General features: G+C 75.1%; 18 protein-coding genes. 7 read left to right on the forward strand and 11 right to left on the reverse strand.

Going from position 1 to position 24,477, the window contains the following annotated elements; all coding sequences use genetic code 11:
• Positions 1–1,889: elongation factor G (locus tag ACFVGY_RS07785; RefSeq protein WP_385672649.1), on the forward strand; the 1,889-nt coding region annotated here is incomplete at its 5' end.
• A 198-nt stretch (positions 1,890–2,087) separates the two neighbouring features.
• On the opposite strand, the gene ACFVGY_RS07790 is transcribed toward ACFVGY_RS07785, so the two are convergent.
• Entirely contained in the window at positions 2,088–2,969 is an 882-nt protein-coding gene (locus tag ACFVGY_RS07790) for a MerR family transcriptional regulator (protein ID WP_385672652.1), read from the reverse strand.
• 155 nt (positions 2,970–3,124) lie between these two features.
• On the opposite strand from ACFVGY_RS07790, the gene ACFVGY_RS07795 reads away from it, so the two are divergent.
• Positions 3,125–5,428 (forward strand): FUSC family protein, encoded by a 2,304-nt coding sequence (locus tag ACFVGY_RS07795; protein WP_385672655.1) that lies wholly within the window; start codon positions 3,125–3,127, stop codon positions 5,426–5,428.
• A 261-nt stretch (positions 5,429–5,689) separates the two neighbouring features.
• On the opposite strand, the gene ACFVGY_RS07800 is transcribed toward ACFVGY_RS07795, so the two are convergent.
• Positions 5,690–6,139: a MarR family transcriptional regulator gene (locus ACFVGY_RS07800; protein ID WP_385672864.1), complete on the reverse strand. Its 450-nt coding sequence runs from the start codon at positions 6,137–6,139 to the stop codon at positions 5,690–5,692.
• A gap of 87 nt (positions 6,140–6,226) precedes the next feature.
• Here ACFVGY_RS07800 and ACFVGY_RS07805 point away from each other — a divergent pair, with 87 nt between their 5' ends.
• On the forward strand, positions 6,227–7,096 hold the full coding sequence (locus ACFVGY_RS07805; protein ID WP_385672658.1) for an alpha/beta fold hydrolase: 870 nt from the start codon (positions 6,227–6,229) through the stop codon (positions 7,094–7,096).
• Positions 7,097–7,179: 83 nt separating this feature from the next.
• On the opposite strand, the gene ACFVGY_RS07810 is transcribed toward ACFVGY_RS07805, so the two are convergent.
• The 5 genes from ACFVGY_RS07810 to ACFVGY_RS07830 all read right to left on the reverse strand — a co-directional run bounded on the left by ACFVGY_RS07810 (position 7,180) and on the right by ACFVGY_RS07830 (position 10,948).
• Positions 7,180–7,845: a DUF305 domain-containing protein gene (locus tag ACFVGY_RS07810; protein WP_385672660.1), complete on the reverse strand. Its 666-nt coding sequence runs from the start codon at positions 7,843–7,845 to the stop codon at positions 7,180–7,182.
• Between the two features lie 193 nt (positions 7,846–8,038).
• Complete coding sequence (locus ACFVGY_RS07815; protein WP_385672663.1) at positions 8,039–8,491, reverse strand: DUF6153 family protein; 453 nt, start codon at positions 8,489–8,491, stop codon at positions 8,039–8,041.
• Positions 8,492–8,614: 123 nt separating this feature from the next.
• Entirely contained in the window at positions 8,615–9,730 is a 1,116-nt protein-coding gene (locus tag ACFVGY_RS07820) for a mechanosensitive ion channel family protein (protein ID WP_385672666.1), read from the reverse strand.
• Positions 9,731–10,005: 275 nt separating this feature from the next.
• The gene (locus tag ACFVGY_RS07825; RefSeq protein WP_385672669.1) at positions 10,006–10,317 is read right to left on the reverse strand and encodes an ABC transporter permease; all 312 of its coding nucleotides are present in this window, start codon (positions 10,315–10,317) and stop codon (positions 10,006–10,008) included.
• A 205-nt stretch (positions 10,318–10,522) separates the two neighbouring features.
• Positions 10,523–10,948: a nuclear transport factor 2 family protein gene (locus tag ACFVGY_RS07830; protein ID WP_385672672.1), complete on the reverse strand. Its 426-nt coding sequence runs from the start codon at positions 10,946–10,948 to the stop codon at positions 10,523–10,525.
• A gap of 104 nt (positions 10,949–11,052) precedes the next feature.
• Here ACFVGY_RS07830 and ACFVGY_RS07835 point away from each other — a divergent pair, with 104 nt between their 5' ends.
• The 4 genes from ACFVGY_RS07835 to ACFVGY_RS07850 all read left to right on the forward strand — a co-directional run bounded on the left by ACFVGY_RS07835 (position 11,053) and on the right by ACFVGY_RS07850 (position 13,992).
• Entirely contained in the window at positions 11,053–11,628 is a 576-nt protein-coding gene (locus tag ACFVGY_RS07835) for a PadR family transcriptional regulator (RefSeq protein ID WP_385672675.1), read from the forward strand.
• Complete coding sequence (locus ACFVGY_RS07840; protein ID WP_385672678.1) at positions 11,609–12,472, forward strand: SGNH/GDSL hydrolase family protein; 864 nt, start codon at positions 11,609–11,611, stop codon at positions 12,470–12,472. The genes ACFVGY_RS07835 and ACFVGY_RS07840 overlap by 20 nt, the downstream gene beginning before the upstream one ends.
• A gap of 94 nt (positions 12,473–12,566) precedes the next feature.
• The gene (locus ACFVGY_RS07845; protein WP_385672681.1) at positions 12,567–13,163 is read left to right on the forward strand and encodes a dihydrofolate reductase family protein; all 597 of its coding nucleotides are present in this window, start codon (positions 12,567–12,569) and stop codon (positions 13,161–13,163) included.
• Positions 13,164–13,260: 97 nt separating this feature from the next.
• Positions 13,261–13,992, forward strand: a complete 732-nt coding sequence (locus ACFVGY_RS07850; RefSeq protein ID WP_385672684.1) for a hypothetical protein — start codon at positions 13,261–13,263, stop codon at positions 13,990–13,992.
• Positions 13,993–14,435: 443 nt separating this feature from the next.
• Here ACFVGY_RS07850 and ACFVGY_RS07855 read toward each other — a convergent pair whose 3' ends face one another.
• From ACFVGY_RS07855 to ACFVGY_RS07870, 4 genes are all read right to left on the reverse strand, one after another.
• Entirely contained in the window at positions 14,436–14,612 is a 177-nt protein-coding gene (locus tag ACFVGY_RS07855) for a hypothetical protein (RefSeq protein WP_385672687.1), read from the reverse strand.
• 112 nt (positions 14,613–14,724) lie between these two features.
• On the reverse strand, positions 14,725–16,488 hold the full coding sequence (locus ACFVGY_RS07860; protein ID WP_385672690.1) for a hypothetical protein: 1,764 nt from the start codon (positions 16,486–16,488) through the stop codon (positions 14,725–14,727).
• Positions 16,485–22,538 carry an alpha/beta fold hydrolase gene (locus ACFVGY_RS07865; protein WP_385672693.1) on the reverse strand — a complete coding sequence of 2,018 codons (6,054 nt, stop codon included), beginning with the start codon at positions 22,536–22,538 and terminating at the stop codon, positions 16,485–16,487. The genes ACFVGY_RS07860 and ACFVGY_RS07865 overlap by 4 nt, the downstream gene beginning before the upstream one ends.
• Positions 22,539–24,314: a methyltransferase gene (locus ACFVGY_RS07870; protein WP_385672696.1), complete on the reverse strand. Its 1,776-nt coding sequence runs from the start codon at positions 24,312–24,314 to the stop codon at positions 22,539–22,541. It lies immediately after the preceding gene.
• Between the last annotated feature and the right edge of the window lie 163 nt (positions 24,315–24,477).

Here is a 24,477-nt window from a genome sequence, read left to right on the forward strand (position 1 = left end):
TCACCCACCCCCCCCCCCCCGACGACTCCCCCGCCGTGGTCGAGCGGCCCCGGGGCGTGCGGGCCGGCGCGGGCGCGTTGTTCCCCGCCGGCGCCGGCGCCCCACCGCAGAGCGAGTCGGTGTGGCGGCAGGCGGACCGGTACGGCGTCCCGCGGATCGCCTTCGTCAACAAGCTGGACCGGGCGGGCGCCGACCTCGACACGGCCGTCGCCTCGCTGCGCGACCGGCTCGGCACCGTACCGCTCGTCGCCCAGCTGCCGATCGGCCGCGAGGACGGCTTCACCGGCCTCGTCGACCTGGTCCGCATGCGCGCCCTGAGCTGGCCCGCGGACGGCGACACGTACGTGACCGCTGACGTCCGCGACCCGGACGCGGTGGGCGACGCCGGCCTGCGCGCGGAAGCGGAACGCCGCCGCCGGCTGCTGGAGGAGGCGGCCGCCGAGCTGCATCCCGGCGCCCTGGAGGAGTTCTGCGCCACCGGTGCGCTGTCCGACGAGACCCTCGCGCTCGCCCTGCGCGAGGTCACCCTCGACGGTTCGGGCACCGTCGTGCTGTGCGGCTCCGCCTACCGCAACCGGGGCGTGGAGCCGCTCCTGGACGCCGTCGTGGCCTATCTGCCCTCGCCCGCCGACCTGCCCCCCGTACGGGGCCTCGGGCCGGACGGCGGCGAGCAGGAACGGCTGCCCGACCCCGCCGGACCGGTGACCGCGCTCGCCTTCAAGGTGGCGGTGACCGCGACCGGCCGCCTCACCTATCTGCGCGTCTACTCCGGAACCCTGCGGAAGGGGGACACCGTGCTCGACACGGGCACCGGCAGGACCGAACGCGTCGCCCGCATCCTGCGCGTGCAGGCCGACCGGCACTTCGAGCTGGACGAGGCACGGGCCGGCGAGATCGTCGCCGCCGTCGGCCTGAAGACGGCCCGCGCCGGCACCACGCTGTGCGCACCGCAGGCGCCGCTGCTCCTCGAACCGCCCACCGTCGCGGCCCCGGTGGTGTCGGTGGCGGTCGAGGCGCGCCGCAGCGCCGACACCGGACGTCTGGCGACCGCGCTGGCCCGGTTGGTCGAGGAGGACCCCTCGTTGGTGGTGCGCAGCGACCCCGAGACCGGTCAGACCGTGCTGTCGGGCATGGGCGAACTCCACCTGGAGGTGGCGGTGGAGAAGATCCGCCGTGACCACGGGCTGGAGCTCGCCGTGGGCCGGCCGCAGGTCTCGTACCGGGAGACCGTGGTGCGCGGGGTGTCCGGCCTGGTCCACCGGCACGTCAAACAGGACGGCGGGGCCGGGCAGTTCGCCCACGTCGTCATCGACGTCGAGCCGCTGGACGCTGCGGAGGGAGCCGAGCAGCCGGAGTCGGCGGCGGCGGCGTCGGCGTCGGTGTTCGTGTTCCGGTCGACGGTCGTCGGCGGACGCGTCCCGCAGGAGTTCGTGCGCGCCGTGGAGGCGGGCTGCCGGGACGCGCTCGTCGACGGGCCGCTGGGCGGCCACCCGGTGACCGGGCTGCGCGTCACGCTCACCGACGGGGCGACGCACTCCAAGGACTCCTCGGAGCTGGCGTTCCGCACGGCGGGCAGGGCCGCGCTGCGTGCTGCGCTGCGGGCGAGCGTGATGGAGCTCCTGGAGCCGGTCGCCGAGGTCGTGGTCACCGTCCCCGACGACGCGGTCGGGGTCGTGCTCGGCGACCTCGCGGCCCGTCGCGGCCGGGTCGCCGGCTCCGCCGGCCGGTCCGGCACCACGGCGGTCACCGCCCTGGTGCCGTTGGCCGAGCTGTTCGGGTACGCGTCGCGGCTGCGCGGCCGCACCCAGGGCCGGGGCACGTTCACGACCCGCCCGGCCGGACTGGCCCCGGTCCCGGAGTCGGTGGCCGCGGCGGTCCTGGCCCACTGAGCCCGGGCCCGGCCGGAGCCCGGTCCGGCGGGAGCCCGGTCCGGCGGGAGCCCGGTCCGGGGGAGCCCGGGTCCTGCCGGTTCCCGGCTCCCCCCCGGCCGGGACTTCCCGGGCCGGCCACGGCCGGCCCGGGGGGCGGGCCCGCCGGGGCCGGGGACGGCCCGGTCCGCCAAGCCCGTCGGGTGCCGGGTGCGGATCTCAGCCCCTGGCCGCGTCCCCGGGGGCGGGAGCCGGGCCGGCCAGAGGTGCCTGGAGCTCGGTCACCCAGTCGTCCCGGTCGGCCGGGCACTCCAGGGTGACCTCCCGCGGGTAGCCGCCGGAGCGGTGCCCGTTGCCGTCGATCCAGCGGGCCAGGACCTGGGCCGTGGGCAGGACCGTGTCCATCGAGCCGCGGTGCACGATCGTCGCGGCCTGTTCGATCGGCGGGAGGTCGAGCACCCGCAGGACCCCGTGCCCGCGCCCGTCCCCGTGTCCGTCCCCGTCCCGGAGCGGGGCCGACACCTGGACGGCGGCGTGGACGACGATCGCCCCGCCGCCTTCCGGGGCGTCCGCGTAGGAGGCGATGCCCGGCCCGGACGGGCTGATGCCCGCCTCCTCCAGGCGCCCGAACAGTTCCTCGTACAGAGGCCCGATGACCGGGGAGATGTCCTCCGGGGCGAAGCTCGCCGCGGTGGCGGTCAGCTCGGCCACCCGTACCGCCGGGATGCTCTTGATGACGACGTCGTCGGTGGGCATGTGTCCCTCGCTCTCGATCGACCGGAGCCTCGCCTCGACCGGGACCAGCCGGGCCGCCGCGGCCGCGACGGCCGCCTCCAGCTCGGCCTGCCGGAGCCGCAGCATGCCGCGCAGCTCCGCGACGCCGATGCGCTCGTCCACGATGTCCTGCACCTGCTGCAGGGTGAAACCGAGGTCCTTCAGCGCGATGACCCGGTTGAGGCGGGCCAGCTGTGCGGCGGTGTAGTGGCGGTAGCCGGTGGCGGGGTCGACACGGGCCGGGCGCAGGAGTCCGATGGCGTCGTAGTGGCGCAGCATCCGGACCGAGACGCGGCCGTGCCGGGCGAAGTCTCCGATGGTGAACATGATGTCTCCGAGTGGACGGCCTGACACGGTGTGAGGGTCAAGCCCGTCGCGCTCCGGGTGACGACGACGCCCCCGCGAAACGGTACCCGCCCCCGCTCACCCGCTCTCCGCCGACGGGAGGTGCCGTCCGGGCGGGGGTACGTGATGCTGGTGGCATGGGCCGTGTCGGCGCCTCCTTCACCGCAGTGCGGAACGCACCCGGCTTCGCGGTCGCCGCCCGTCGCGCCGCGCGGGTCACCCTGGCCGCCGGAGCCGCCTTCTACCTGTTCCTCTACGGCTTCGGGGACACCGTCGCCGCCACGTACGCCCTGTTCGGTGCCGTGTCCCTGGCGGGCCTCTCCAGGATCCCCGGCACCGGGCGGCAGCGCGCCGCCGTCGTCGTGCGCCTGCTCCCCGTCTCCTGGCTGCTGATCACCGCCGGCACGTTCCTGGCCGTACGGACCTGGAGCGCGGTCGCCGGCATGCTGGTCATCGGCTTCGTCCTGGCCTTCATCGCCGTCGGCGGGCCGCGCCCGGCCGGGGCGGCGCCCGGGCTGCAGCTGCTCTACATCCTGCCGTCGTTCCCGCCGTACGCCCCCGACACCCTCGGCCAGCGGCTCGTCGGCGCCACGGTCGGCATCCTGCTGCTCGTGGCCGCCGAGGCGTTCCTCTTTCCCGAGCCGCCGACCGTCTCGTACCGGGAGCTCGCCGCCCGCGCCCTGGACACCGCGGAACACTGTGCGGGCCGCCTCGCCTCGCCCCCGTACCGGCTGTCCGAGGGGGACCTGGGCGCCGCGAAGGAAGCGACGGCCCGGCTGCGGCCCATGACCGTACCCGAAGCCGACCGTCCGGCCGGGCCGAGCGTCCGCGACCGGGCCCTCGCACACACCGGCCTGGCCACCCGTACGCTGCTCAGCCGGCTCGCACGGCTCCCCGCCGGACCGGCCGCCGAGGGGGACCGGACGGGGGCGGAGGTCCTGGGCGCGGTACGGCGCACGGCGGCTCAGGCCGCCGCCCGGCTGCGGGGCGTACCGCCCGTGGCCGACGCGGCGGACGTCGCGGACGCGGTGGACGCCCGCGACGGGCTGCTGCGGGCCCGCGCGGCGCTGGTCGCGGAGCGCGACGAGTCGTCCGGGGCATCCGGGCCGTCTGCGGCGTCCGCCGTGTCTGCGGCGTCCGGGTCGTCCGGGGTGCCCGCACGGCTGCGGCGGCACGCCGCCGTCCTGGAGGTGGCGGACGCTGCGCTCGCGGTGGCCACGGCCGCCGATCTCGCCCTGCGCGGGCGGGCCGCGGCGGCGGGAGTGCCGACGATGCGGTTCTGGTACGCCCGGATGCGGGCACCGCGGCTGTGGTGGATCCGGCTGTGGGGGTACACGGGGAGCCGGTCCGTGTTCTTCCAGAACGCGGTCCGGATCAGCCTCGCCCTGGCGGCGGCCCGCGCCGTCGCCGGACTGGACACCCTCCCGCACGGCTTCTGGGCCACGCTCGCGGCGCTGACGCTGACCAGGACGACCGTGCGCGAGACCGGTACGACGATCCGGGCGGCCCTGATCGGCACCCTCGTCGGCGCGCTCGTCACCGGCGTCCTGCTGGCCCTGGTGGACACGCACACCAACGTGTACGCGGCCGCCCTGATACCGGTGATGCTGCTGACCTTCACGCTCGGGCCGGTCAAGGGCGTGGGCTGGGCGCAGGCGCTGTTCACCCTCACGGTGGCCCTGGTGTTCGCGCAGCTGGCGCCCGCGAGCTGGCAGCTGGCGGAGCTCCGGCTGGTCGACGTGCTGATCGGCAGCGCGATCGGTGCGGTGTTCGGGCTGCTGGCGTGGCCCCGCGGAGCCCAGGAGGAGCTCCAGCGCTCCGGGGCGGTGCTCCTGCGGGGTGCGGCGGAGGTCGTGGTCGCGACGACCGCGTCCATCGCCGCGGGCGGAGCGCGGGAGGCGATGCCCGTCGTACCGGGGCGCCGCTCGCTCCGGCACGCGCTGTACCTGGCGGAGTCGGCGTACGCGCAGTTCCAGAGCGAGCCGGCGACGCCGGTCGAGCGACACGCGGTGGGTGCGGTGGTCGGGGGCGGCGGGGAGCTGCAGGAGCGGCCCGCGGTGTCGGAGCCCGCCCAGGTGCTGGATCCCGACTGGCAGGCCGCGCTGATGGCCGGGCACCACACGCAGTGGGGGGCGGACCGGCTCCTCGAGCCTCCGGAGCCGCTGCGCCCGGGGCCCGTCGCCCTGCCGACGCTGGGGCGCGAGGCGGCCGCGTCGGTGACGCGCCTCGGGGACCGGGTGGCGGGGCGGATGCTGCTGGTGTCGGGGTCGCTCGACCGGGGGAGCGACACGCCGTCGGCACCGGTGCCGCTGCGTGATCCGGCGTTCGACGATTTCGAGGCGGAACCGGACGGCGCTCCCTGGCTGTACTACGCGACGGTGTTCTGGCTGGACTCGCTGATGACCGACCTGGAACGGATCACCGGCACGGCCCGGGCCTGAATCGGTGGGGGGCTCCGGCGCCCGCCGCCACCGTGCGGAGCGCGTGCAGGACCACCTCCGGCCGGCGCCCTTGACGAAGGTAGCCGCGGGCGCCGGCGTGCAGGGCGGCCAGAAGGACCGTCGTCGTCTGCCGTGGTCGTCAGCGCTCTCCAGCGCCAGCCTCAGCCCCTCGCGAATCAGCGGGGGCCCCTCGACGATCACCACGCGTACCTGCGCCGAGAGGGCGTAACGATCTGCTCGACATGGCGGGCGGTCGCGGTCCTACGCCTCCGTGGCCGTGGCGGGCGGTTCCGCGGCGGTGGCGTGCAGGGCGGCGGTCAGGTAGCGGTGCACCGTGTCCAGTTCCGTCGGGGTGAAGTCCCCGGCCGTGGAGACGAGCCGGGAGATCAGCGGGCCGAAGAACGCCCACCCCAGGTCGACGGCCTTCTGCTCCACCGACAGCAGGACGCGCCGCCGGTCCTCCTCGTCGCGCCGGCGCCGCACCAGCCCCAGCCGCTCCAGCCGGTCGAGCAGCGCCGTCGCGCCCGCCGAGTTCAGCCGCAGCGCTTCGGCGAGCCGTCCCGGCGTGGCCTTCGTACCCGCCCGCTCGGCGTCGAGCAGGAAGATCAGGGCCCGCAGGTCGGTGGGGTGGAGGCCGTTGCGGGCCGCGAACTCCGCCCCGTGCAGGTCGAACGCGACGGTCACGGCGCGCAGCAGATGGACGAGCCGCATCTCGGGGGTCAGGTCATTCCTCACTCGGCTAGTATCTCGCTCAGCGAGAGATTTGCCGATGGGTAGCATCCGGGAGGTCGAGCTGTCATGCCCTCGTCAGTCGAGTTCTACGCCGCCTACGACGCCCTGCTCGCCCGCTGGCCCGCCGGCACCGAGGAGCTGGACGTCCCCACCCCGTACGGCACCGCCCGGGTCCACGCCCACGGGCCCGCCCAGGCCCCGCCGCTGCTCCTGCTGCACGGCGGCGGCGCCACCGGCGCCGTCTGGTTCCGGACCGCCCGGGCACTCGGTGACGGCCACCGCCTGCTGGCCGTCGACCTACCGCGCGACGCCGGACGGAGCGTCACCGACGGGCGTCCGCTGCGTACCGCCGCCGACCTGATGGGCTGGCTGGACGCGCTCCTCGACAGCCTCGGCGTCGACCGCGCCCACGTGCTCGGCCATTCGTACGGGGCCTGGATCGCCCTCACGTACGCACTGCACAGCCCGGGCCGGGTCGACCGGCTGGTCCTGCTCGACCCGACGCAGTGCTTCGCCGGATTCCGCCCGGCGTTCCTGCTGCGGTCACTGCCGGTGCTGGTCCGGCCGACCGCGGCCCGCGCACTCGCCTACCTGGACCGGGAGACCACCGGCACCGGCACGGACCCGGAGTGGAAACGGCTCTTCGCCCTGGGGGCCGAGGCCTTCGCGGGCCGGCGGCCGGTGGTCGGCCGCCGCCCGGACGCCGCGCGGCTGCGGGCGCCGCTCCTGGTGCTGCTCGCCGGGCGTAGCAGCGCCCACCGCGCCGCGGACGTGGCCGCCCGCGCCCGGCGGGCCGTACCGCACGCCCGGATCGAGACCCTCCCCGACCTCACCCACTTCGCGATGCCCACCGCGCTGCCCGCCGAGGCGGAACACCGGATCGCGGAGTTCCTCGGCCTCGCCGGCTCCCCCGACGGCGCCCGCCGGAAGAGCTGAACCGCACGGCAGGGTGGCCCCGGCCCCGGCCCGGGGCGCCGGCGCCCCGGGGGCGCCCGTACCCGGGCCGGGGCGTCAGCGGGTCAGCTCCGGCCGAGGAGCTTGTTCATCCGGGCGATCTCGCCGGACTGGGAGGTGATGATCGCCTCGGCCATGGTCTTGGCGGTCGGGAAGGAGCCTGCCGTCTGCTCCGTCCTGGCCATCGCCACGGCGCCCTCGTGGTGCTTGATCATCAGTTCCATGAAGGCGGTGTCGAACGCCTTGCCCGACGCGTTCTTCAGCCGGTCCATCTCCTGAGTGCTCATCATTCCGGCCGTGCCGTGCGCGGAGTGGTCCGCGGCGCCCTCCGCGGGCACCTGCTCGCCCCACGAGGCCAGCCAGCCGGACAGGGTCTTGATCTCGGGGTCCTGCGCCGTCTTGATCTCCGCGGCGAGCTTCTTCACCTCGGCGTTCTCGGCGCGGGTGGAGGCCAGGTCGGCCATCTCGATCGCCTGGCGGTGGTGGGGGATCATCCCCTTGGCGAAGGCGACGTCCGCGGCGTTGTGCTGCCCCTGGGCGACAGGTGCCGAACCCGGAGCGGACGGGGCGGCGGACGCGGTGGCGCCGTCGTGGCCGCCGTGGCCGGCGGAGCCGCTGCCGGTGCTGCCACTGCCGCCGTTGCCGCCGCAGGCCGCGAGGACGAGGACGGCCGCCGCGGAGGCGACGACGGCGGTGGCGGTGCGGCGGACGAGGGAACGCTTGCTGGTCATGGTGGTGCTACTCCTTGGTGCGGCGCAGTCCGGTACGGCGTACGGGTACGAGGGTGCGTGCGGGTTGTGCGCACGGGGTGCACGGGGCCTGCGCGGAAGAACGGATGAAGGGGTACCGGTGGGCACGGCACCACCACGCCCCCGCCGACCGAGGTCGGACCGGGAGGGGCGGGAGCGGGCCGCCCGGGCCGCTCTAGATCCGCAGGAGTTGCAACTCCGCCAGATCCGGCGGGGCCCGGTCGGTCACCGCCGATGCCGGCACCGCACCGGGGTGCAGTGGCGCGGGGCCCGCGCCCACGAGCGCGGCGGTCAGGGCCGGAGGGGCGTACGCGGAGCCGATGCCGGCCGCCGCACAGGTCGCGTCGGCGTGGTTCAGGTGGCCGGATCCGCCGTCGGTGTGCGCGCAGACCCGGTCCTGGTCAGCGGCCGAAGCCGGGGCCGAGGCCGGAGTCGAGGCCGCGACCGCTCGGGCGGCGGCCACGGCGTGCCCGGTGTGCGCCGTCTGCGCGCCGGCGGCCGGCCGGGCGGCGGCGGGGCTGGGCGGCAGGGCGTGCATCCCGAGCACGCCGGCCAGCAGCACCAGTACCAGCAGCACGAAGCCGCGCCCGGCGGGGCGGCGGCTCGTCGGCTGCGCGGCAAAGGTCATGCGCACATCGTACGGAAGCCGGTTCCGGGTGGACGCGGTAGGAGGGCCGTCCGGCAGTACGGCATCACCCGTCCGCACCACCGGAGGCCCCTCCGCCCCGCCCCCGGACCCGGCCCGCGGGACCTACCGGTTGGGGCCCGTGTCCTTCGACAGCACGGACGGCGAGGTCGCGCGCTGGTGGGGGACGGCCGCGCCGAGCGCGGACGGCTTCGGGTCCCGCTGGATCGCGACCGTGTGGGTGGGTGCGGGGATCGAGATCCCCTCCTCCCGGAACCGCCGGTGCAGCCGCTTGATGAACTCGTGCTTGATGCGGTACTGGTCGCTGAACTCGCCGACGCCGAGGATCACCGTGAAGTTGATCCGGGAGTCCGCGAAGGTGTGGAAGCGGACGAGGCCCTCGTGCTCGGGGACCGCGCCGTTGATCTCCGCCATCACCCCGTCGACCACCTCCAGCGTCACCCGCTCCACGTGCTCCAGGTCGCTCTCGTAGCCGACACCCACCTGCACGAGGATGGTCAGCTCCTGCTCGGGCTGCGTGAAGTTGATCATGTTCGTCTTCGCGAGCCGCGCGTTGGGGATGATCACGAGGTTCTTCGACAGGTTGCGGACCACGGTGTTGCGCCAGTTGATGTCGACGACGTACCCCTCCTCCCCGCTGGTGAGGCGGATGTACTCGCCGGGCTGCACCGTCTTCGAGGCGAGGATGTGCACGCCCGCGAAGAGGTTCGCGAGGGTGTCCTGCAGCGCCAGGGCGACCGCGAGGCCGCCCACGCCGAGGGCGGTGAGCAGCGGTGCGATGGACACGCCCATGGTCTGGAGGGCGACGAGGAAGCCCATCGTGAGCACCACGATCCGGGTGATGTTCACGAAGATCGAGGCCGATCCGGCCACGCCGGTCCGCGACTGGGCCACGGACTGGACGAGGCCCGCGATGACCCGGGCCGTGCTGAGCGTGGCGATGAGGACCAGCAGCGCGGTCAGGGACTGGTTGAGCAGTCCGGAGACCCTGCTGGTGAGGGGCAGCATGGAGCCGGCCACCGCGGCTCCGGCGAGGAGCGCCGCGCCCGGGGCGACGGGGCGCAGCGCGTCGACGATGATGTCGTCGCCCGCCCACCGCGTCCGCTCGGCGTGCTTGGCCAGCCGCTTCAGGACGGTGCGCAGGAGGAGGGCGGCCAGGGCGCCCGCGGCGAGTGCGATACCGGCCGCGAGCCAGTCGTGCAGGACGAGGTCCCGGTTCAACGGACGCCCTCCGTGGCCAGCCGGGCCGGGGGACCGGCGGGGGGTTCTGCCGGCCGTCGTATGGAGTGTGTCGTCACCTTGCCACCTGTCAGTTCGTGGTGCGTGGGGGCCTGTTCGGGCGCACGCGTGTACGCAACCGGAACGGATGGCCATCCTGCCGCATGGGGGTGACGGTGCCGCGACCGGGCCGGTCGGTCGCCGGGTTCCGCGCATCGGCGCCCAACCGGCCGTGGACGTACGGTTCGTGGCGGTGCACAAGTGGACGGCGCTGCGGGCTACCGCGGGGACTGGGCGCCGGCCGGGTGCGCGCGCCGCCACTCCGTCCGGGCGCCGAGCGCGCACAGGGCGGCGACCAGGGCGGTGACGCCCACGATCAGCCATTCCAACGCCCCGCTCCCGGCATCCGGTTCGACGCCGAAGAGCAGCTCGATCCAGTCCCGCCGGATCAGCGTGGCCAGGAAGAGCAGGGCGGAAAGGCTGCCCAGGACGACTTCCGCCCAGAACCGCGGACGGACCTGCCGTTCCCGGCCGCCCCCGTCGTGACGCGCCCTGCCGCGGGGTGCACGGTGGAAGGCGTGGAAGGCCATGTGGCAGCCTCCCCTCTCTGCGGGGCCCGGCAGCCGGCGGTGGGCACCTGGCGCACGGCACTCCGAGGCACGGCACTCCGGGGCACGCGCGGGTACTGCCTGCTGCCGTATCCCAGTCTCCGCGCCCCTGCGTCGCGGGGCAACCGGCAGGCCGTCCCGCTTGGTTGCGGCGTTCAACCGGTGGCGGCGGACGGCCGACGGTGGCTCATGCCGAGCCCGGGACCAGGCCGTCCGCGACCAGGCCGGCGAGCACCGCCTCGCCCAGGGCGTGTACGGCGGACTGCGGCCGGACCATGACGGTGAACTCCTTGATCCGGCCGTCCTCGGCGAAGTGCAGCAGGTCGATGCCGTGGACCTCGCGGCCGTTCACGGTCGTCCGGAACAGCAGCACCGCCGACGGAGCCTCGGCGCCGTCCGCGCTGGTCTCGGAGGTGCCGTCGAAGCGGCCGACGTAGCGGAAGTCCTCGAAGGTCCGCAGCAGGACCCCGAAGAGGCCCAGCACCATCGGCCGGCCTTCGAAGGGAGTGAACTTCACCGGGCTGAACAGGCGGACGTCCTCGGTGAACAGCTCCTCCACGGCGGCGAGGTCGCGGCGGTCGACGGCGGCGCGGAAGCGATCGGCTGCGTGCATGGAGGCTCCTCGGTAGTCAGAATCGTGAGTAGTCAGATTCTTGAGTACCATGGTGGATGTGCCCCTGCCCAGAGGGCGGGACCGAGAAGACGGGAGGTCGTCCCATGGCCCTGCGCCACGCCGTGCTGGCGGCCCTGCTCGACGGGGAGCTGAGCGGCTACCAGCTGGCCAAGTCCTTCAGTGTCGGTGTCGCGAACTTCTGGCACGCCCTGCCCCAGCAGCTCTACGCCGAACTGTCCCGGCTGGAGAAGGAAGGCCTGGTCGCCGGCCGGGAGGTGGTTCAGGACACCCGTCCCACCAAGCGGCTGTTCACGGTCACCGACGCGGGCCTCGGCGAGCTGGAGCGGTTCACGCAGGCCGCGGCCAAGCCCTCCTTCATGCGCGACGACCTCGTGGTCAAGGTCCACGCCGCCGACCACGTCGACAACGCGGCGCTCCTCGCGCAGCTCGCCGAACGCGCCGAGGTCGCCCGCGCCAAGACCGCCCTCTTCGGCCAGCTGCTGGAGAAGATGCGCGGCGGGCGCACCGAGGAGGAGTTCCTCCGCGACGGCGGGCACGTCGGTCCGTACCTGACCTGCCTGGCCGGCATCGCCTACGAGCAGGCGAACGAGCAGTGGTGCGAGCGCACCATCGCCGTTCTCCGGGAGAGGGAGGCCGTCGATGCCCGCCAGCAGCACTGAACCGGAAGACCGCGGACGCCCCGCCGAGCGGCCGTACGAGCCGTACGAGCCGGGCGAGTCGTACGAGCGGTTCGAGCGGTTCGAGAGGTTCGAGCGGTACGTCGCCCTCGGCGACAGCCAGACCGAAGGCCTCGGTGACGGCGACGACGTCACCGGCCTGCGTGGCTGGGCCGACCGCCTCGCCGAACAGCTGGCCCGTCACCACCCCGGCCTGCACTACGCCAACCTCGCGGTCCGCGGCCGCCTCGCCGGCCAGGTGCGGGCCGAGCAGCTGGCCCCCGCCCTCGCGCTGCGCCCCGACCTGGCCACCGTGGTCGCGGGGGTGAACGACCTGCTGCGGCCCCGGTTCGACGCCGACGAGGTGGCCGGCCACCTGGAGGCGACCTTCGCCGCACTCACCGCTCAGGGCGCCCGGGTCGCCACCGTGACCTTCCCCGACGTCTCCCGGACCATGGCCCTCGCCCGCCCGCTGGCGCCCCGCGTCACCGCCCTCAACCACCGGATCCGCGAGGCCGCCCGCCGTCACGGCGTCGCCGTCGCCGAGACCGCCCACCACCCCGTGGTCACCGACCCCCGCCTGTGGAGCCCGGACCGGCTGCACGCCAGTCCGCTCGGCCACGCGCGGATCGCCGCCGCCGTGGCCCAGGCCCTCGCCCTCCCCGGCAGCGACGACTCCTGGACCCGTCCCCTGACGCCCGTACCCCCCGTGACCCGCCGCCGGGCTGCCGCGGCCGAGCTCCGCTGGGCCGCCGGCTTCCTCGGGCCCTGGCTGCTGCGGCGCGTGCGCGGCCGTTCCTCCGGCACCGGCCGCACCGCCAAACGCCCCCGACTCCTGCCGATGTGACCGGTATCACACGCGTCGGAGCGATGATTTCGCTGCCCCGCGGGTGTCCCTTTCCGTGTCCACCCGGAGACCGACAGCAACAGGAGCGAGTTCCATGCGCATCGTGGTCAGCGAGTTCATCAGCCTCGACGGTGTCGTACAGGCCCCCGGCGGCCCCGACGAGGACCGGGACGGCGGCTTCGTCCACGGCGGCTGGACCCACCCGTTCTTCGACCCGGAGACCGTCGGGGGCGCCTTCGCCGACACCGTCTCCCGGGCCGACGCGCTGCTCTACGGCCGCCGCACCTGGCAGACCATGGCCGCGGCCTGGCCCGGGCGGGCGGGCGACCCGTTCGCCGACCGGATGAACTCCCTCCCCAAGTACGTGGTGTCGGGCACCCTGACGGACGCGGACCTGACCTGGGAGAACACCACCCTCATCCCCGGCGGCGAGGCCCTCGGCCGCATCCGTGCACTCCGCGAGGGGGCGGGTGGCGACCTGGTGGTCATGGGCAGCCCCACCCTCGTCCGCACCCTGATCGCCGAGGGCCTGGTCGACGAACTCCGGCTCGTGGTCATGCCGGTGCTCCTCGGCGGCGGCAAGTCGGTCTTCCCCGCCGACGGAGGCCTGCGCACCCTCGAACTGGTCTCCTCCGTCAGCAGCCCGGCGGGCGCCCAGGTCGTCACCTACCGGACGGCCGCCCGCTCCTGACCGCCCGGCGCCCCCTCCCGGCCGGGGGGAGGGGGCGTCCGTGGGGCCGGCAAAAAAGGACGTGTGGCCGGTTCGGGTGGGGTGTTAGGTTTCCGGTGTGCCGAAGTTGAATCAGATCATCGCTGTTGAAAAGGGCGTCAAGTCCAAGTCCCTCCAGGAACTGACCCAGGCCCACCACGACGTTCAGAAGCCCGCGCTGCTCGCCGGCATCGCGCGCACGTACCAGCCCAAGGACGAGGAGGGCGAGCAGCTGCCGCCCGAGTCCACGCGGGTGCAGGTCAAGGCCGAGGACGTGCTGCGTGCGACGGCGGCGACCCTGACGCGGCTCTTCGACGTCACCGCGACCAAGGACTGGGCGAACCGCACGGCGGCCGCGGACGTCGTCGTCGACGGAACGGTTCTGCTGCCCCAGGTCCCGGTCCCATACCTGCTCTTCCTGGAGAAGCAGCTCACCGACCTGCACACCTTCGTCCGGAAGCTCCCGGTGCTGGACGCCTCGGAGTCCTGGACCCTCGACCCCTCGACGGACTCCTGGAAGACCGACGCGGTCCGCACGATCCGCACCAAGAAGGTGCCGCGCAACCACGTCAAGGCGGAGGCCACGGACAAGCACCCGGCGCAGGTCGAGGTGTACTACGAGGACATCGCGGTCGGGTACTGGACGACCGTGAAGTTCTCCGGCGCCCTCCCGGCCCGCCGCGTCAACGAGTTGCTGGACCGGGTGGAGCGGCTCCAGCAGGCCGTCAAGTTCGCCCGCGAGGAAGCCAACGGCGTCGACGTCACCGATCAGCGGATCGGCGATGCGGTGTTCGGCTACCTGTTCGGGTAGCCTTGAGACTCCCTCCTTTTGAGCGGGGAGGGTGCGCGTGAAGCGCAAGCTGAAACTGAAGTTGAAGCTGACCGAGGGGTAACGGTTGGGGGTTCGAATCCCTCCCCCGGCACACGAGCCGGGGTGGCCCAAGTGGTAGAGGCGGCCCCGTAAATCTCAGATTCTCGCTCCAGTCTCAGTATTCGCCGCCGAACACCGGATCGACCGAGCGCGGACGATCATCGATGGATGGGGGTTCAAGTCCCCTCTGTGCCTCTCCCGTGGCGCGGTAGTTCAAAGGTAGAACACATCGATCTCAGAATGATCCGCGACTCTTAAACGCCGCCGGTGTGCGCAATTGGGTGGCACACAGGAGCCCGGGAGCTGGACATACTCCCGGGCTCCGTCACATGTGCCGAGGCGGTCGCCCCACCGAACGGTCGCGCCCGCACCGCGGATACGGCTCAGCCGGCCCGGTGGTGGTGAACGCCGCGCTGGCCGGGGACCGTCTTCAGCCCGGCGGGATCCGCGGCCGGCCCCTGGGGGTCGGGGTTGCTCCGGACCGGCGCAGCCGGCGCCATCACGAGGAGGGCGATGCAGCCGAGGACCGCGACGAGGATGAGCACCGTGACAAGGGTCATGTTCTTGCCTTCCGCCGGGTACTGAGTGCCTGTCACCAGCTGGTGTAACCGGAATGACGGACGGTAAACACGAAGCGTAGTGATATTTCCGGGTCGTGCGCCGCACAGTCCGTCAATCCGTCAGGTCCCGTACGTAGTCGACGCCGGCGAGGGGACCCTTCAGCACCGCGCGCGGCACCTCCAGCAGCTCCACCAACGCAGCCGCACGCGGAACCAGCCGACGGCACGTCGCGGTCAGCTCGCGGCCCAAGCCCTCCGCAGCCGCGGGGGAGAGCAGCCCGGCGGCCGCGTACCAGTCGGCGTGCGGCAGTACGGCTTCCAGAGCCAGCAGCCGGTACAGCCCGGCCCGCACCCCGCCCTCCCCGCCCGCCGGCCCGCCGCCGGGCTCCGGCCGCCACTGCGCGGCCAGCATCCGCAGCGTCACCCGCGCCCGGTGCGCCTCCGCGAACGCCTGCGCCGTGTCCAGCTGCTCGTGCCACGCCGCCGACGGCTCCTCCCCGGCCTCGGCCGCGCCGCGCAGGGCCGCCGCCAGCCGCTCGTACAGGGCCCGCTCCCGGGCCGCCAGCAGCAGGGTCCAGTCCGGCTCGGTCCCCTCACCGGCCGTGGCTGCGCGGTGCCCGGCCGGCGGCGGTTCGTACCCGTCCCCGGTCACCATCTGCCAGGCCGCGTCGAGCAGCATCAACTGGTTGTCCCCGCCCGCCGACCGGAAGGCGGACGTGAGGGCCTGGTACTCGATCAGCCGGTTCTCCGAGAAGAACCCGGCAGCCCCGCAGGCCGCCCGGCAGCGGTCCACCGCCTCGTGGGCCAGCACGTCCACGGCCACCTTCACCTGCGCGAGTTCCCCCATGACCGCCGGCGGCAGACCCCGCCCCCGGCCGCCGCCCGGCGGTATCCGCCAGCTCACCTCGGTGACCTGCCGGGCCACCGCCGTCGCGGCCAGGGCCCGCGCGGCCGCGCCGAACAGCAGTCGCTGCTGGTTGGGCCGGTCCAGGGCGTACTCGACGGCGCCCCAGCGGTCCACCGTGCGCCGGCGCCCGGCGTGCGGCAGCGTGAGGGCGACGGCCGCCCGGGCCACCGCTGCCAGCCCCGCCGTGACCGCTCCCCACGCGAAGCGGCTCCAGCCGGTGCTGCGGGCCGTCCGGAGCCGCGGATCGCCCAGCGGGTCGTGGAACTCCCCGGCCGTGGACACGGCCGCCCCGTCGGCGAGCCAGCGGTGGTAGGGCACGCGCACCCCGTCGAACCGCACCGCCGCGTAGTCGAGCGGGAGCAGCGAGGTCCGCGGCCTGGGCGTGATGGCGACACCGGCGGCCGGAGCGCCGTCACCGCCGCGCAGCGGTACGAGGAACAGGTGCGTGCCGTGGTCGGTGCCCGACACGCGCAGCCGCGCGCTGACCACGGCCAGCCGGGGCAGCCCCGGCATGCCCACATTGGGCGGGTACTTGGCCGCCGCCGCATCGGGGGAGGTCAGCACGAACCCGCGCGCCGCCGGATCGTACACGGCCTCGGTGCGGATGGCGGCACTGCTGCTGCCCAGCCCCACCTCGGTGTTCAGGGCCGCACCGACCGACCGGCCGGAGGCCAGCTCCGCCACGTCCTCGGGCGAGGCCCCGAAGTCGAGCGCGGGCCCGATCGTCATGCACTGGTGCAGGAACAGGACGTGGAAGAGCGCCGGATCGGCCATGGCCGTCAACTCCAGCAGCGAGCGCAGCCGTTCCTGCTCCACCGGCCCGCCGGCGAGCAGCGGCACCGGCGAGCCGATCCGGTCATGGAGGTGGCGCAGCCGCTCGTACGTCCCGACCCACGGCCGTGCCGATCGCGGTGTGCAGTCGTCGAAGATCGGGTCCTCGAACAGCTCGGGGAGGTCCGGGTCGGTCACGGAGCGGTCTCCTGCTTCTCCTTGTCGCGGTCATGGTCCCGGTACGGGTCTGCGCAGGCGGGGGTGTGGGCGTGGGCCTGCGCAGGGGCGTGCCGGTCGTGCTCCCAGGCGTCGATCGCCGCGGCGATCTCCCCGGCGTGGTGCTCCATCATCGTGAAGTGGTCCCCGGGCACCTCGCGGACCGTGTGCGGCAGCCGCCAGGCGACGGGGCGGCCGATCGGCTCCCGGGCGCGGAGCAGCAGGGCGGGTGCGGGTCCGTCGAGCGCCGCGGGGCTCCAGCCCCGCAGGATCCGCAGGTAGCCGCCCGTGGCGGTGAGCCGGTTCGTGCCGATCTCCCCGTTCCCGTCCGCGGCGCGGTGACGGCGCTCGGCCGCAGCGAGGAGCAGCGTCAGGTCGTCGGACGGCGCGGCCTTCTCGTGCCAGGGGGTGTCGATCAGCACGATCCCGGCCACCGGGCCGCCCTGCCGGGCGAGTTGCGCGGCGACCGCCCAGGCGATCCACCCCCCGGACGAGTGCCCGCACAGCAGCACGGGCCCGTCGTCCGCACGCTGCGCGAGCGCCCCGAGATGGACGTCCACCAGCGCGCCGAGGTCGGCGGGCAGCGCCTCTCCCGGCCCGAACCCGGGGTGAGGCAGCGCCAGTACGCTGCGCCGCCCCGCGAACTCGGCGGCCAGCCGGGTGTATTCGTGCGGCCCTCCCGTCGGCACCAGTGACGGCAGGCACACCAGGGCGGGCACGGAGCCGCTGCCGTCACCGCCGCCGGCGAGCCGTACGGGCCGCTGCACCCGGGCGGGCGCGTCCGCCGCGGTGAACGACGGCCGCAGCAGGGAAGCGGTCCCCAGCAGCTCCAGGGCCACCGCACCGCGGCCGTCCGCCGAGGCCTGCCGGAACAGCTCCGACAGCCCGTCGGGGAGCGGACCGCCGGGCACCCGGTTCGGGTGCGGGGCCAGGACCCGGTCGGCGGCCGGGGCCCGCCGCGGGTCGCCGGCGGCCACCGTCGCGGCCGTACCGGGCGCCGGTGCGGCGTCCTCCGGCCGGACGGACCGGTCCAGTTCGTCCCACAGGTGGCCGGCGAGCCCGCGCGCGGTCGGGTGGTCGAAGACCACGGTCGAGGGCAGGGCCAGGTCCAGGGCACGGGAGAGCCTCCCCCGGAGCTCCACCGCGGCCAGCGAGCCGGCGCCGAGCTCCAGGAAGGGCCGGTCCGGGTCCACGGAGTCCGCATCGCCGTAGCCGAGCACCGCCGCCGCGGACTCCCGTACCAGGAGCAGCAGTTCGTCCGCGTCGAGCGGCTTCGCCGCCGCGGCGGGCCCCGCTGCCGCCTCGCCCGGCGGCGCAGCCTCGCACCCGTCGTCGGCCCCGGCCGGACGTGCCGCGGGCCGGACGGAGAGCCAGTACCGCCGCCGTTGGAAGGGAGAGGTCGGCAGCACCTCGGCCGGGACCGGCCGGGACCCCGCGGACACGGCCGCCCAGTCGACCCCGACGCCCTGCACCCAGGCCTCGGCGGCCGACAGCAGCAGGCGCCGCCGGCCGCCCTCGCCGCGCCGCAGGCTGCCCGTGGCCAGGGCGGGCACGCCCACCTGCTCCGCCGTCTCCTGCACCGCGTACGTGAGGACGGGGTGCGGGCTGACCTCGATGAAGGCCCGGAAGCCCGCCTCCAGCAGCGTGGCCACGGCGGGTGCGAAGGCCACCGGGTTGCGCAGGTTGCGGTACCAGTACTCCGACGTGAGCTCCTGCCCGGTGAGCCAGGCCCCGTCGACGGTGGACAGGAACGGTGTCGACACCGCACCCGGCAGCGTCCTGGCCAGGTCCTCGGCCAGTACGGCCTCCAGGGGCTCCACGGCCGCGCAGTGCGAGGCGTAGTCCACGGCCACCCTGCGCGCCCGCACCCCCTCCGCGACCAGCTCCGCCAGCAGCGCGTCGACCGCCCCGGGGTCCCCGGCGACCACCGACGCGCGCGGGGCGTTCTCCGCGGCGACGGACAGCGGCGGCCCGCTCCGCCCGGTCAGCCGGGCCGCCAGCTCCGGCGCGGGCAGGGACACGGCGGCCATCGCCCCGGCGGGCAGCCCGCGCACCGCGCGGGCGCGCAGGGCCACGATCCGGGCGGCCTGCGGCAGCGTCAGCGCGCCCGACACGTACGCCGCGGCGATCTCGCCCTGCGAGTGGCCGAGCACCGCGTCCGGTTCGACCCCGTACGAGCGCCACAGCGCCGTCAGCGACACCATCATCGTGAACAGGGCCGTCTGCGCGACATCGACCCGGGTCAACGGCGGGGCGCCGGCGTCGCCGCGCAGCACCGCCAGGACCGACCAGTCCGCGTACGGGGCGAGGGCCTCGTCGCAGGCCGCCGCGGCCTCGGCGAAGACGGGGGACTCCCGTAGCAGTTCCGCACCCATGGCCTCCCACTGGGAGCCCTGGCCCGGGAAGACGAACACCGTGCGGCCGGTCTCCCCCGCCGGCAGCACCCCGGTGACGAGGTCGGGGTTCTCCCGGCCGGCCGCCAGGTCCGCCAGCCCGGTGCGCAGCCGTGCCGCCCGGTCCGCCCCGTCCGCGACGACGACGGCACGCCGCCGCAGAGCCGGGTCGTTCGGGGCGCGGTGCACGGCCAGGGCGCGGCCCAGCCGCGCCGGATCGGCCCCACGAGCCGCCTGCCCCAGCCGGGCGGCCAGATCGCGCAGCGCGGGCCGGCCCTTCGCGGCCAGGACCCACGGCACCGCTGCTCCGGCCGCCACCGGATCCGGAGCCGGGTCCGCCCTCGGGGCGGTCGCCGCGGCGTCCTCGACCGCCGGATCCTGCACGATCACGTGCGCATTGGTCCCGCTGATCCCGAACGCCGAGACGCCCGCCGCACGCCGGCCGCCGTCCGCGGGCCGGGGCCACGGCCGGGGCGCGTCCAGCAGCCGTACGCCGCCCGCGGCCCAGTTCACGTGCGGGGTCGGCTCCTCGGCGTGCAGGGACCGCGGCATCTCCCCGTGCCGCAGCGCCAGGACGGCCTTGATGACTCCGGCGACCCCCGCCGCGGCCTGCGTGTGGCCGATGTTCGACTTGAGCGAGCCCAGCCACAGCGGCCGTTCCGCGTCCCGGCCCCGGCCGTAGGAGGACAGCAGGGCCTCCGCCTCGATGCGGTCGCCCAGCGGCGTACCCGTGCCGTGCGCCTCCATCAGGTCCACATCGGCCGGCGCGAGGCCCGCGTCGGCCAGGGCCAGCCGGACGACCTCCCGCTGGGCCGGGCCGCTCGGCGCGGTCAGCCCGTTGCTGGCCCCGTCCTGGTTGACCGCCGAGCCCGACAGCACGGCCAGGACGGGCCGCCCCGCCCGGCGCGCGTCCGACAGCCGCTCCAGTACGAGGATCCCGGAGCCCTCCGACCAGCCGGCCCCGTCCGCCGAGGCGGAGAACGCCCGGCAGCGGCCGTCCGGGGACAGGGCGCCCTGCCGGCTGAAGTCCACGAACGACGCCGGGGTCGACATCACCGACGCCCCGCCGGCCAGCGCCAGCGAGCACTCGCCCCGCAGCAGCGCCTGCCGGGCCAGGTGCAGGGCCACCAGGGAGGAGGAGCAGGCCGTGTCGACGGTGAGCGCCGGCCCGGTCAGCCCGAGGGTGTAGGCGATCCGGCCGGCCGCCACGCTGGAGGCGTTGCCCGTCAGCAGCAGCCCGTCGTGCAGGGCGGGGTCCTCCTGGAGGCGGGGCGCGTAGTCGGAGGACATCAGCCCGACGAACACCCCGGCGGGGGAGTCGCGCAGCGTGGACGGCGGGATACCGGCCCGTTCCAGCGCCTCCCAGGCGGTCTCCATCAGCAGCCGCTGCTGCGGGTCCATGGCCAGGGCCTCGCGGGGAGACAGTCCGAAGAACTCCGCGTCGAAGTCGGCGGCGCCCTCCAGGAAGCTGCCGTGGCGCACGTACGAGGTCCCGGGCCGGCTGCGGTCGGGGTCGTGGAGGCGGTCGAGGTCCCAGCCGCGGTCCGCCGGGAAGGGGACCACGGTCTCGTCGCCCGCGGCCAGCAGCCGCCACAGGTCCTCGGGCGAGGCGATGCCGCCGGGGAAGCGGCAGCCGATGCCGACCACGGCCACCGCTTCCGCGCCCGCATCCCCCTCCGGGCCCGGGCCCTTGCCCTCGCCCGGGCGGGGGGCCGCCGCGGGAGTCCCGGGGGAGCCTCCCGCCGCCCCGGTCGCCAGGCCGACCAGGTGCCGGGCGAGGTGCCCGGGCGTGGGATGGTCGAACACGGCCGTCGTCGACAGCGCCAGCCCCGTACGCTCCCCGAGCCCGGCCGCCAGGCGTACCGCGCCCAGCGAGTCGAGCCCGGCCGAGCGGAAGCTCACCGCCGTGTCCGCCTGCGCCAGGCGGGCACCGCCCGCTGCCGCCGCCTGCTCCCGTACCAGGGCCAGCGCCGTGTCCAGGGCGGCCCGTTCGGGAAGGCCGGCGATCCGCTGAGCCCAGGCCGGCACGGCCTCCCGCACCGGCTGCGCCAGCAGCGCGGCCAGCCGGCCGCGGGCCACCTTCCGCGTGGGGGTGACGGGAACGGCGTCCACGACCACGAGTTCCAGCGGCCACTTGTACGCGGCGACACCCCGGGCCGCGAGATGCGCCCGTACGTCCTCCAGGGTGAGCCGGGCCCCCGGCCTCAACTCGGCCAGCAGCACCGGGTATTCGCCGAGACGGTCGTCGGCCCGTCCGGTGACCGCCGCGTTCGCCAACTGCGGCAGGTCGGCGAGCAGCGCCTCGATCTCGGACGCGCTGAACTTCAGCCCGCCGACGTTGATCCGCTCCGCCTGCCGGCCCCGGTAGCCGATCGTCCCGTCCTCGTACCGGCACGCCAGGTCGCCGGTGCGCAGCCAGCCGTCGGCGGTGATGGTCGCGGCGGTGGCCTCCGGGTCGGCGAGGTAGCCGCGGAACAGCGACGGCCCCCGGAACTGGAGCTCCCCCGTCTCCCCGGCCGGGCACGGTGCGCCGTCCTCGCCGACGACCCGGACCCGGCCCTCGCCGACGGGCCGGCCGATGCTGCGGGCGGCGACCCCGGGCGGGTCGTCGGGGGAGGTGCTCAGACCGGCCCCGACCTCCGACATGCCCCACTGGACGATGGTCACGGCGCCCAGGACCCGGCGCGCGCCGGCCACCAGGGCCGCCGGCACGGCCGCCCCGCCCGTCCGGACCTCCCGCAGCGCAGCCACCGGTCCGGGCGTCTCCACCAGGTCGCGCAGCTGGGCGGGTACGGCGAACAGCACGCTCACCCCGGTCGCGGCCGCCAGCTCCCGGAACGCGTCGGCGTCCCAGCGGGGCAGCAGCGCCTGCCGGCCGGCGGCGATGAGGGAGAGGTGCACGGAGAACAGGCCGAACAGGTGAGTGAAGGGGCTGGCGCTGACGAGGGTGTCCTCGGCGGAGGACCGGCTCTCGAACGCGGTGACCGTGGCGTTGCCGAGCAGGCCGCCGTGCGTGTGGATGCAGATCTTGGGGCGGGCGGAGGTGGTGCCGGAAGACGGCATCAGCACCAGCGGCATGTCGGGGGTGACCTCGACGGGATGCGGAGCGAGGCCGCGCCGTTCCCCTACGAGCGCCTCGTACGGGCCGGGCCCGGGCCCGTTGCCGTCGCGCGGGGCGTCGGGGCCCACCGGGATCAGGAACTCCAGCGCGGGCAACTCCGCCCGGGCGGGCGGCTCCCCCGTGGCCGGGTACAGCAGGGCCCGCGCCGCGGTGCGCTTCAGCAGGGCGGTCACCTCGCGGGTGCCGAGCGTGCTGTGCAGGGGGAGCAGCACCGCGCCGACGGCGGCGATGCCCACGTGGGCCACCAGGAACTCCCAGGAGTTGGGTAACTGGACCGCCACCACGTCGCCGGGCCGGATCCCGAGGTCCTGGAGGGCCCGGCCGAACGCGTCGGCGTCCGTGCGCCAGTCCTGCCAGGACCGGGTGGCGGCGGCATCCGGCGCGGCGACGGCGGTGGCGTCGCCGCCGGCCGCGACCGCGGCCGCGAACAACTCCGGCAGGGTGGGTCGGGGGGACGTCCAGCCGTCGGGGCCTTCCGGCTCGGGGGTGGTCAGGTAGTCATCGGGGTGGATGGCCATTTACGCGTGCTCCGAACGGGTGGGGGCGGGCAGGGCGACGGTTGCGGCGGCGCTGCGGCGTCGGGCCCGCAGCAGGGAGCCGTCGAGCGGCAGGGACACGGTGTCCACGAGGTCGAACCCGGCCTCGGCGAGCAGGCCGCGGTAGTGGTCGAGGGTCCGCTCGCGGCCGCCGACGTTGCACAGCATGTGCAGGTTCCAGGCCACGGCCAGGGATTCGGCTCCGTCCACCGGCAAGAGCCTTTCGAGGACCAGCAGTTCGGCCTCGGCCGGCATCGCCTCCGCGCAGCGGTGCAGGATGTCCAGGCACCGCGCGTCGTCCCAGTCGTGCAGCACCCGGGAGAGGACGTACACGTCCCCGCCGCCGGGTACGGACCGGGTGAAGTCGCCGGTGAGGAACGTGCACCGGTCCGCGGTCCCCGCCCGCTCCAGCCGCGCCCGGGCCGCGGCGACCACGTGCTCCCGCTCCAGCAGCACGCCGCGCAGCCGGGGCGCGGCATCCAGGATCTGCGCCATCAGCTCGCCGTTGCCGCCGGCCACGTCCACGACGACGTCGACCCCGGGCCGGTCGACGACCGCCGGAACCGGGCCGAACATGGCGGAGCTGGCCTGCATCGATTGGTCGAAGACCGTGTCCCAGGGCGGGTTCTGCGCGAAGTACGGGAAGTGGTGGGCGCCGAAGTGGTGCCAGAACGCGTCGCGGCCCGTCCGCACCGCGTACGACAGACGGCCGAACGACTCGTAGAAGGGGCCGCCGTAGATCAGCGCCAGCGGCCGCATCGAGTGCGGGGCGTCCTCGCGCAGGAGCCCGCCGAGCCCGGTGAGCGCGTACGTGTCGCCGTCCGGACCGTACGGGCCGACCAGCAGTCCGAGCGTCGACAGGTAGCGCAGCAGGCGCCCGAGCCCGTCGGCGTCCGCGCCGACCCGCTCCGCCAGGTCGGCCACCGCGGAGGGGCCCGCGGCATCGGGGGAGAGCGCGTCGAAGACGCCCAGCTCGGCACCGACCGCGATGGCCTGGGTCTGCCAGGCGCCCGTCATCAGCTCCAGCAGCGCGCGGGCGGGCTCGTCCCGCACCAGCAGGCGGTGCGCGGCGAGGGCCGACGTCCGGTGGCCCGGCATGAGCAACTCCAGGCGCCCGTACGGTGTTCCGGCGGGAGCGGCGGAGCGGAAGTACAGGACCGTGACGTCCTCGTGCGGGTTGTAGCCGCCGCCGTCGGGCCGCATGCCCGCTCGCTCGACCAGCAGGTGCCGCAGCCCGGCGAAGACGACCTCGTCGGTGGAGGTGACCCGGAAGGCGATGTGCGCCTCGTTGCGTTCCGCCCGCTCCCGCCGCACCAGATGGCGCAGGCACACCGCGGACTCGTCCTCCGCGCCGTCCGGAACGGGCAGGCAGAAGACCTCGACCTCGCCCAGCTCCCCTTCCGCTGTGGGGACGGCCGCGCGCACGATCGTCACCTCCAGCGCCTCCGGCGCGATCCCGTAGCGGGCACGGAGCCGGTCCCGTACGACGGTACTGGGCATCGGCGCGCCCGCTTTCAGCCCGAACCCCGCCAAGGCGCCGGCCACGTCCGCGCGGGCCTGCGGGAACACCAGGACGGCCGCGTGCGCGGGCACGCACCACGCGCCGAGGGATTCCCGCTCCCCGTCGCTCAGCGCCGGCGCCAGCGTGCGCAACATCCGGGTGACGGTCCCGGAAGAGCGTACGAGGGCGGCGGCCTCACTGATCGCCGTCAGGTCCGCGGCGTCCAGGCCCGCGGCCCCGACCTGCTGTTCCGTCATGCTCTGCCCCTCGGACGGGCGCCCCCGAAACGGCGCCGGATCAACGCAAGGTATGCCCGGAGCACCGGCAGGACGCCCGACAACGTGCGGTGTTGTCAGGTCCGAGCCCCTAACCTCGTTGCCGACAGCCGTACTTGACGGTTCCGATACCTGCCGGGAGAAG

Source organism: Streptomyces sp. NPDC127106 (assembly GCF_042677605.1).
Classification (GTDB): domain Bacteria; phylum Actinomycetota; class Actinomycetes; order Streptomycetales; family Streptomycetaceae; genus Streptomyces.

Excerpts from the sequence above, each read along its gene's own strand:
- ACFVGY_RS07835 (WP_385672675.1), top strand. The coding sequence starts at position 11,053 with ATGGCCCTGCGCCACGCCGTGCTGGCGGCCCTGCTCGACGGGGAGCTG.
- ACFVGY_RS07825 (WP_385672669.1), bottom strand. The coding sequence starts at position 10,317 with ATGGCCTTCCACGCCTTCCACCGTGCACCCCGCGGCAGGGCGCGTCAC.
- ACFVGY_RS07870 (WP_385672696.1), bottom strand. The coding sequence starts at position 24,314 with ATGACGGAACAGCAGGTCGGGGCCGCGGGCCTGGACGCCGCGGACCTG.
- ACFVGY_RS07805 (WP_385672658.1), top strand. The coding sequence starts at position 6,227 with ATGCCCTCGTCAGTCGAGTTCTACGCCGCCTACGACGCCCTGCTCGCC.
- ACFVGY_RS07815 (WP_385672663.1), bottom strand. The coding sequence starts at position 8,491 with ATGACCTTTGCCGCGCAGCCGACGAGCCGCCGCCCCGCCGGGCGCGGC.
- ACFVGY_RS07800 (WP_385672864.1), bottom strand. The coding sequence starts at position 6,139 with ATGCGGCTCGTCCATCTGCTGCGCGCCGTGACCGTCGCGTTCGACCTG.
- ACFVGY_RS07790 (WP_385672652.1), bottom strand. The coding sequence starts at position 2,969 with ATGTTCACCATCGGAGACTTCGCCCGGCACGGCCGCGTCTCGGTCCGG.
- ACFVGY_RS07830 (WP_385672672.1), bottom strand. The coding sequence starts at position 10,948 with ATGCACGCAGCCGATCGCTTCCGCGCCGCCGTCGACCGCCGCGACCTC.
- ACFVGY_RS07855 (WP_385672687.1), bottom strand. The coding sequence starts at position 14,612 with ATGACCCTTGTCACGGTGCTCATCCTCGTCGCGGTCCTCGGCTGCATC.
- ACFVGY_RS07810 (WP_385672660.1), bottom strand. The coding sequence starts at position 7,845 with ATGACCAGCAAGCGTTCCCTCGTCCGCCGCACCGCCACCGCCGTCGTC.
- ACFVGY_RS07845 (WP_385672681.1), top strand. The coding sequence starts at position 12,567 with ATGCGCATCGTGGTCAGCGAGTTCATCAGCCTCGACGGTGTCGTACAG.
- ACFVGY_RS07865 (WP_385672693.1), bottom strand. The coding sequence starts at position 22,538 with ATGGCCATCCACCCCGATGACTACCTGACCACCCCCGAGCCGGAAGGC.
- ACFVGY_RS07840 (WP_385672678.1), top strand. The coding sequence starts at position 11,609 with ATGCCCGCCAGCAGCACTGAACCGGAAGACCGCGGACGCCCCGCCGAG.
- ACFVGY_RS07795 (WP_385672655.1), top strand. The coding sequence starts at position 3,125 with ATGGGCCGTGTCGGCGCCTCCTTCACCGCAGTGCGGAACGCACCCGGC.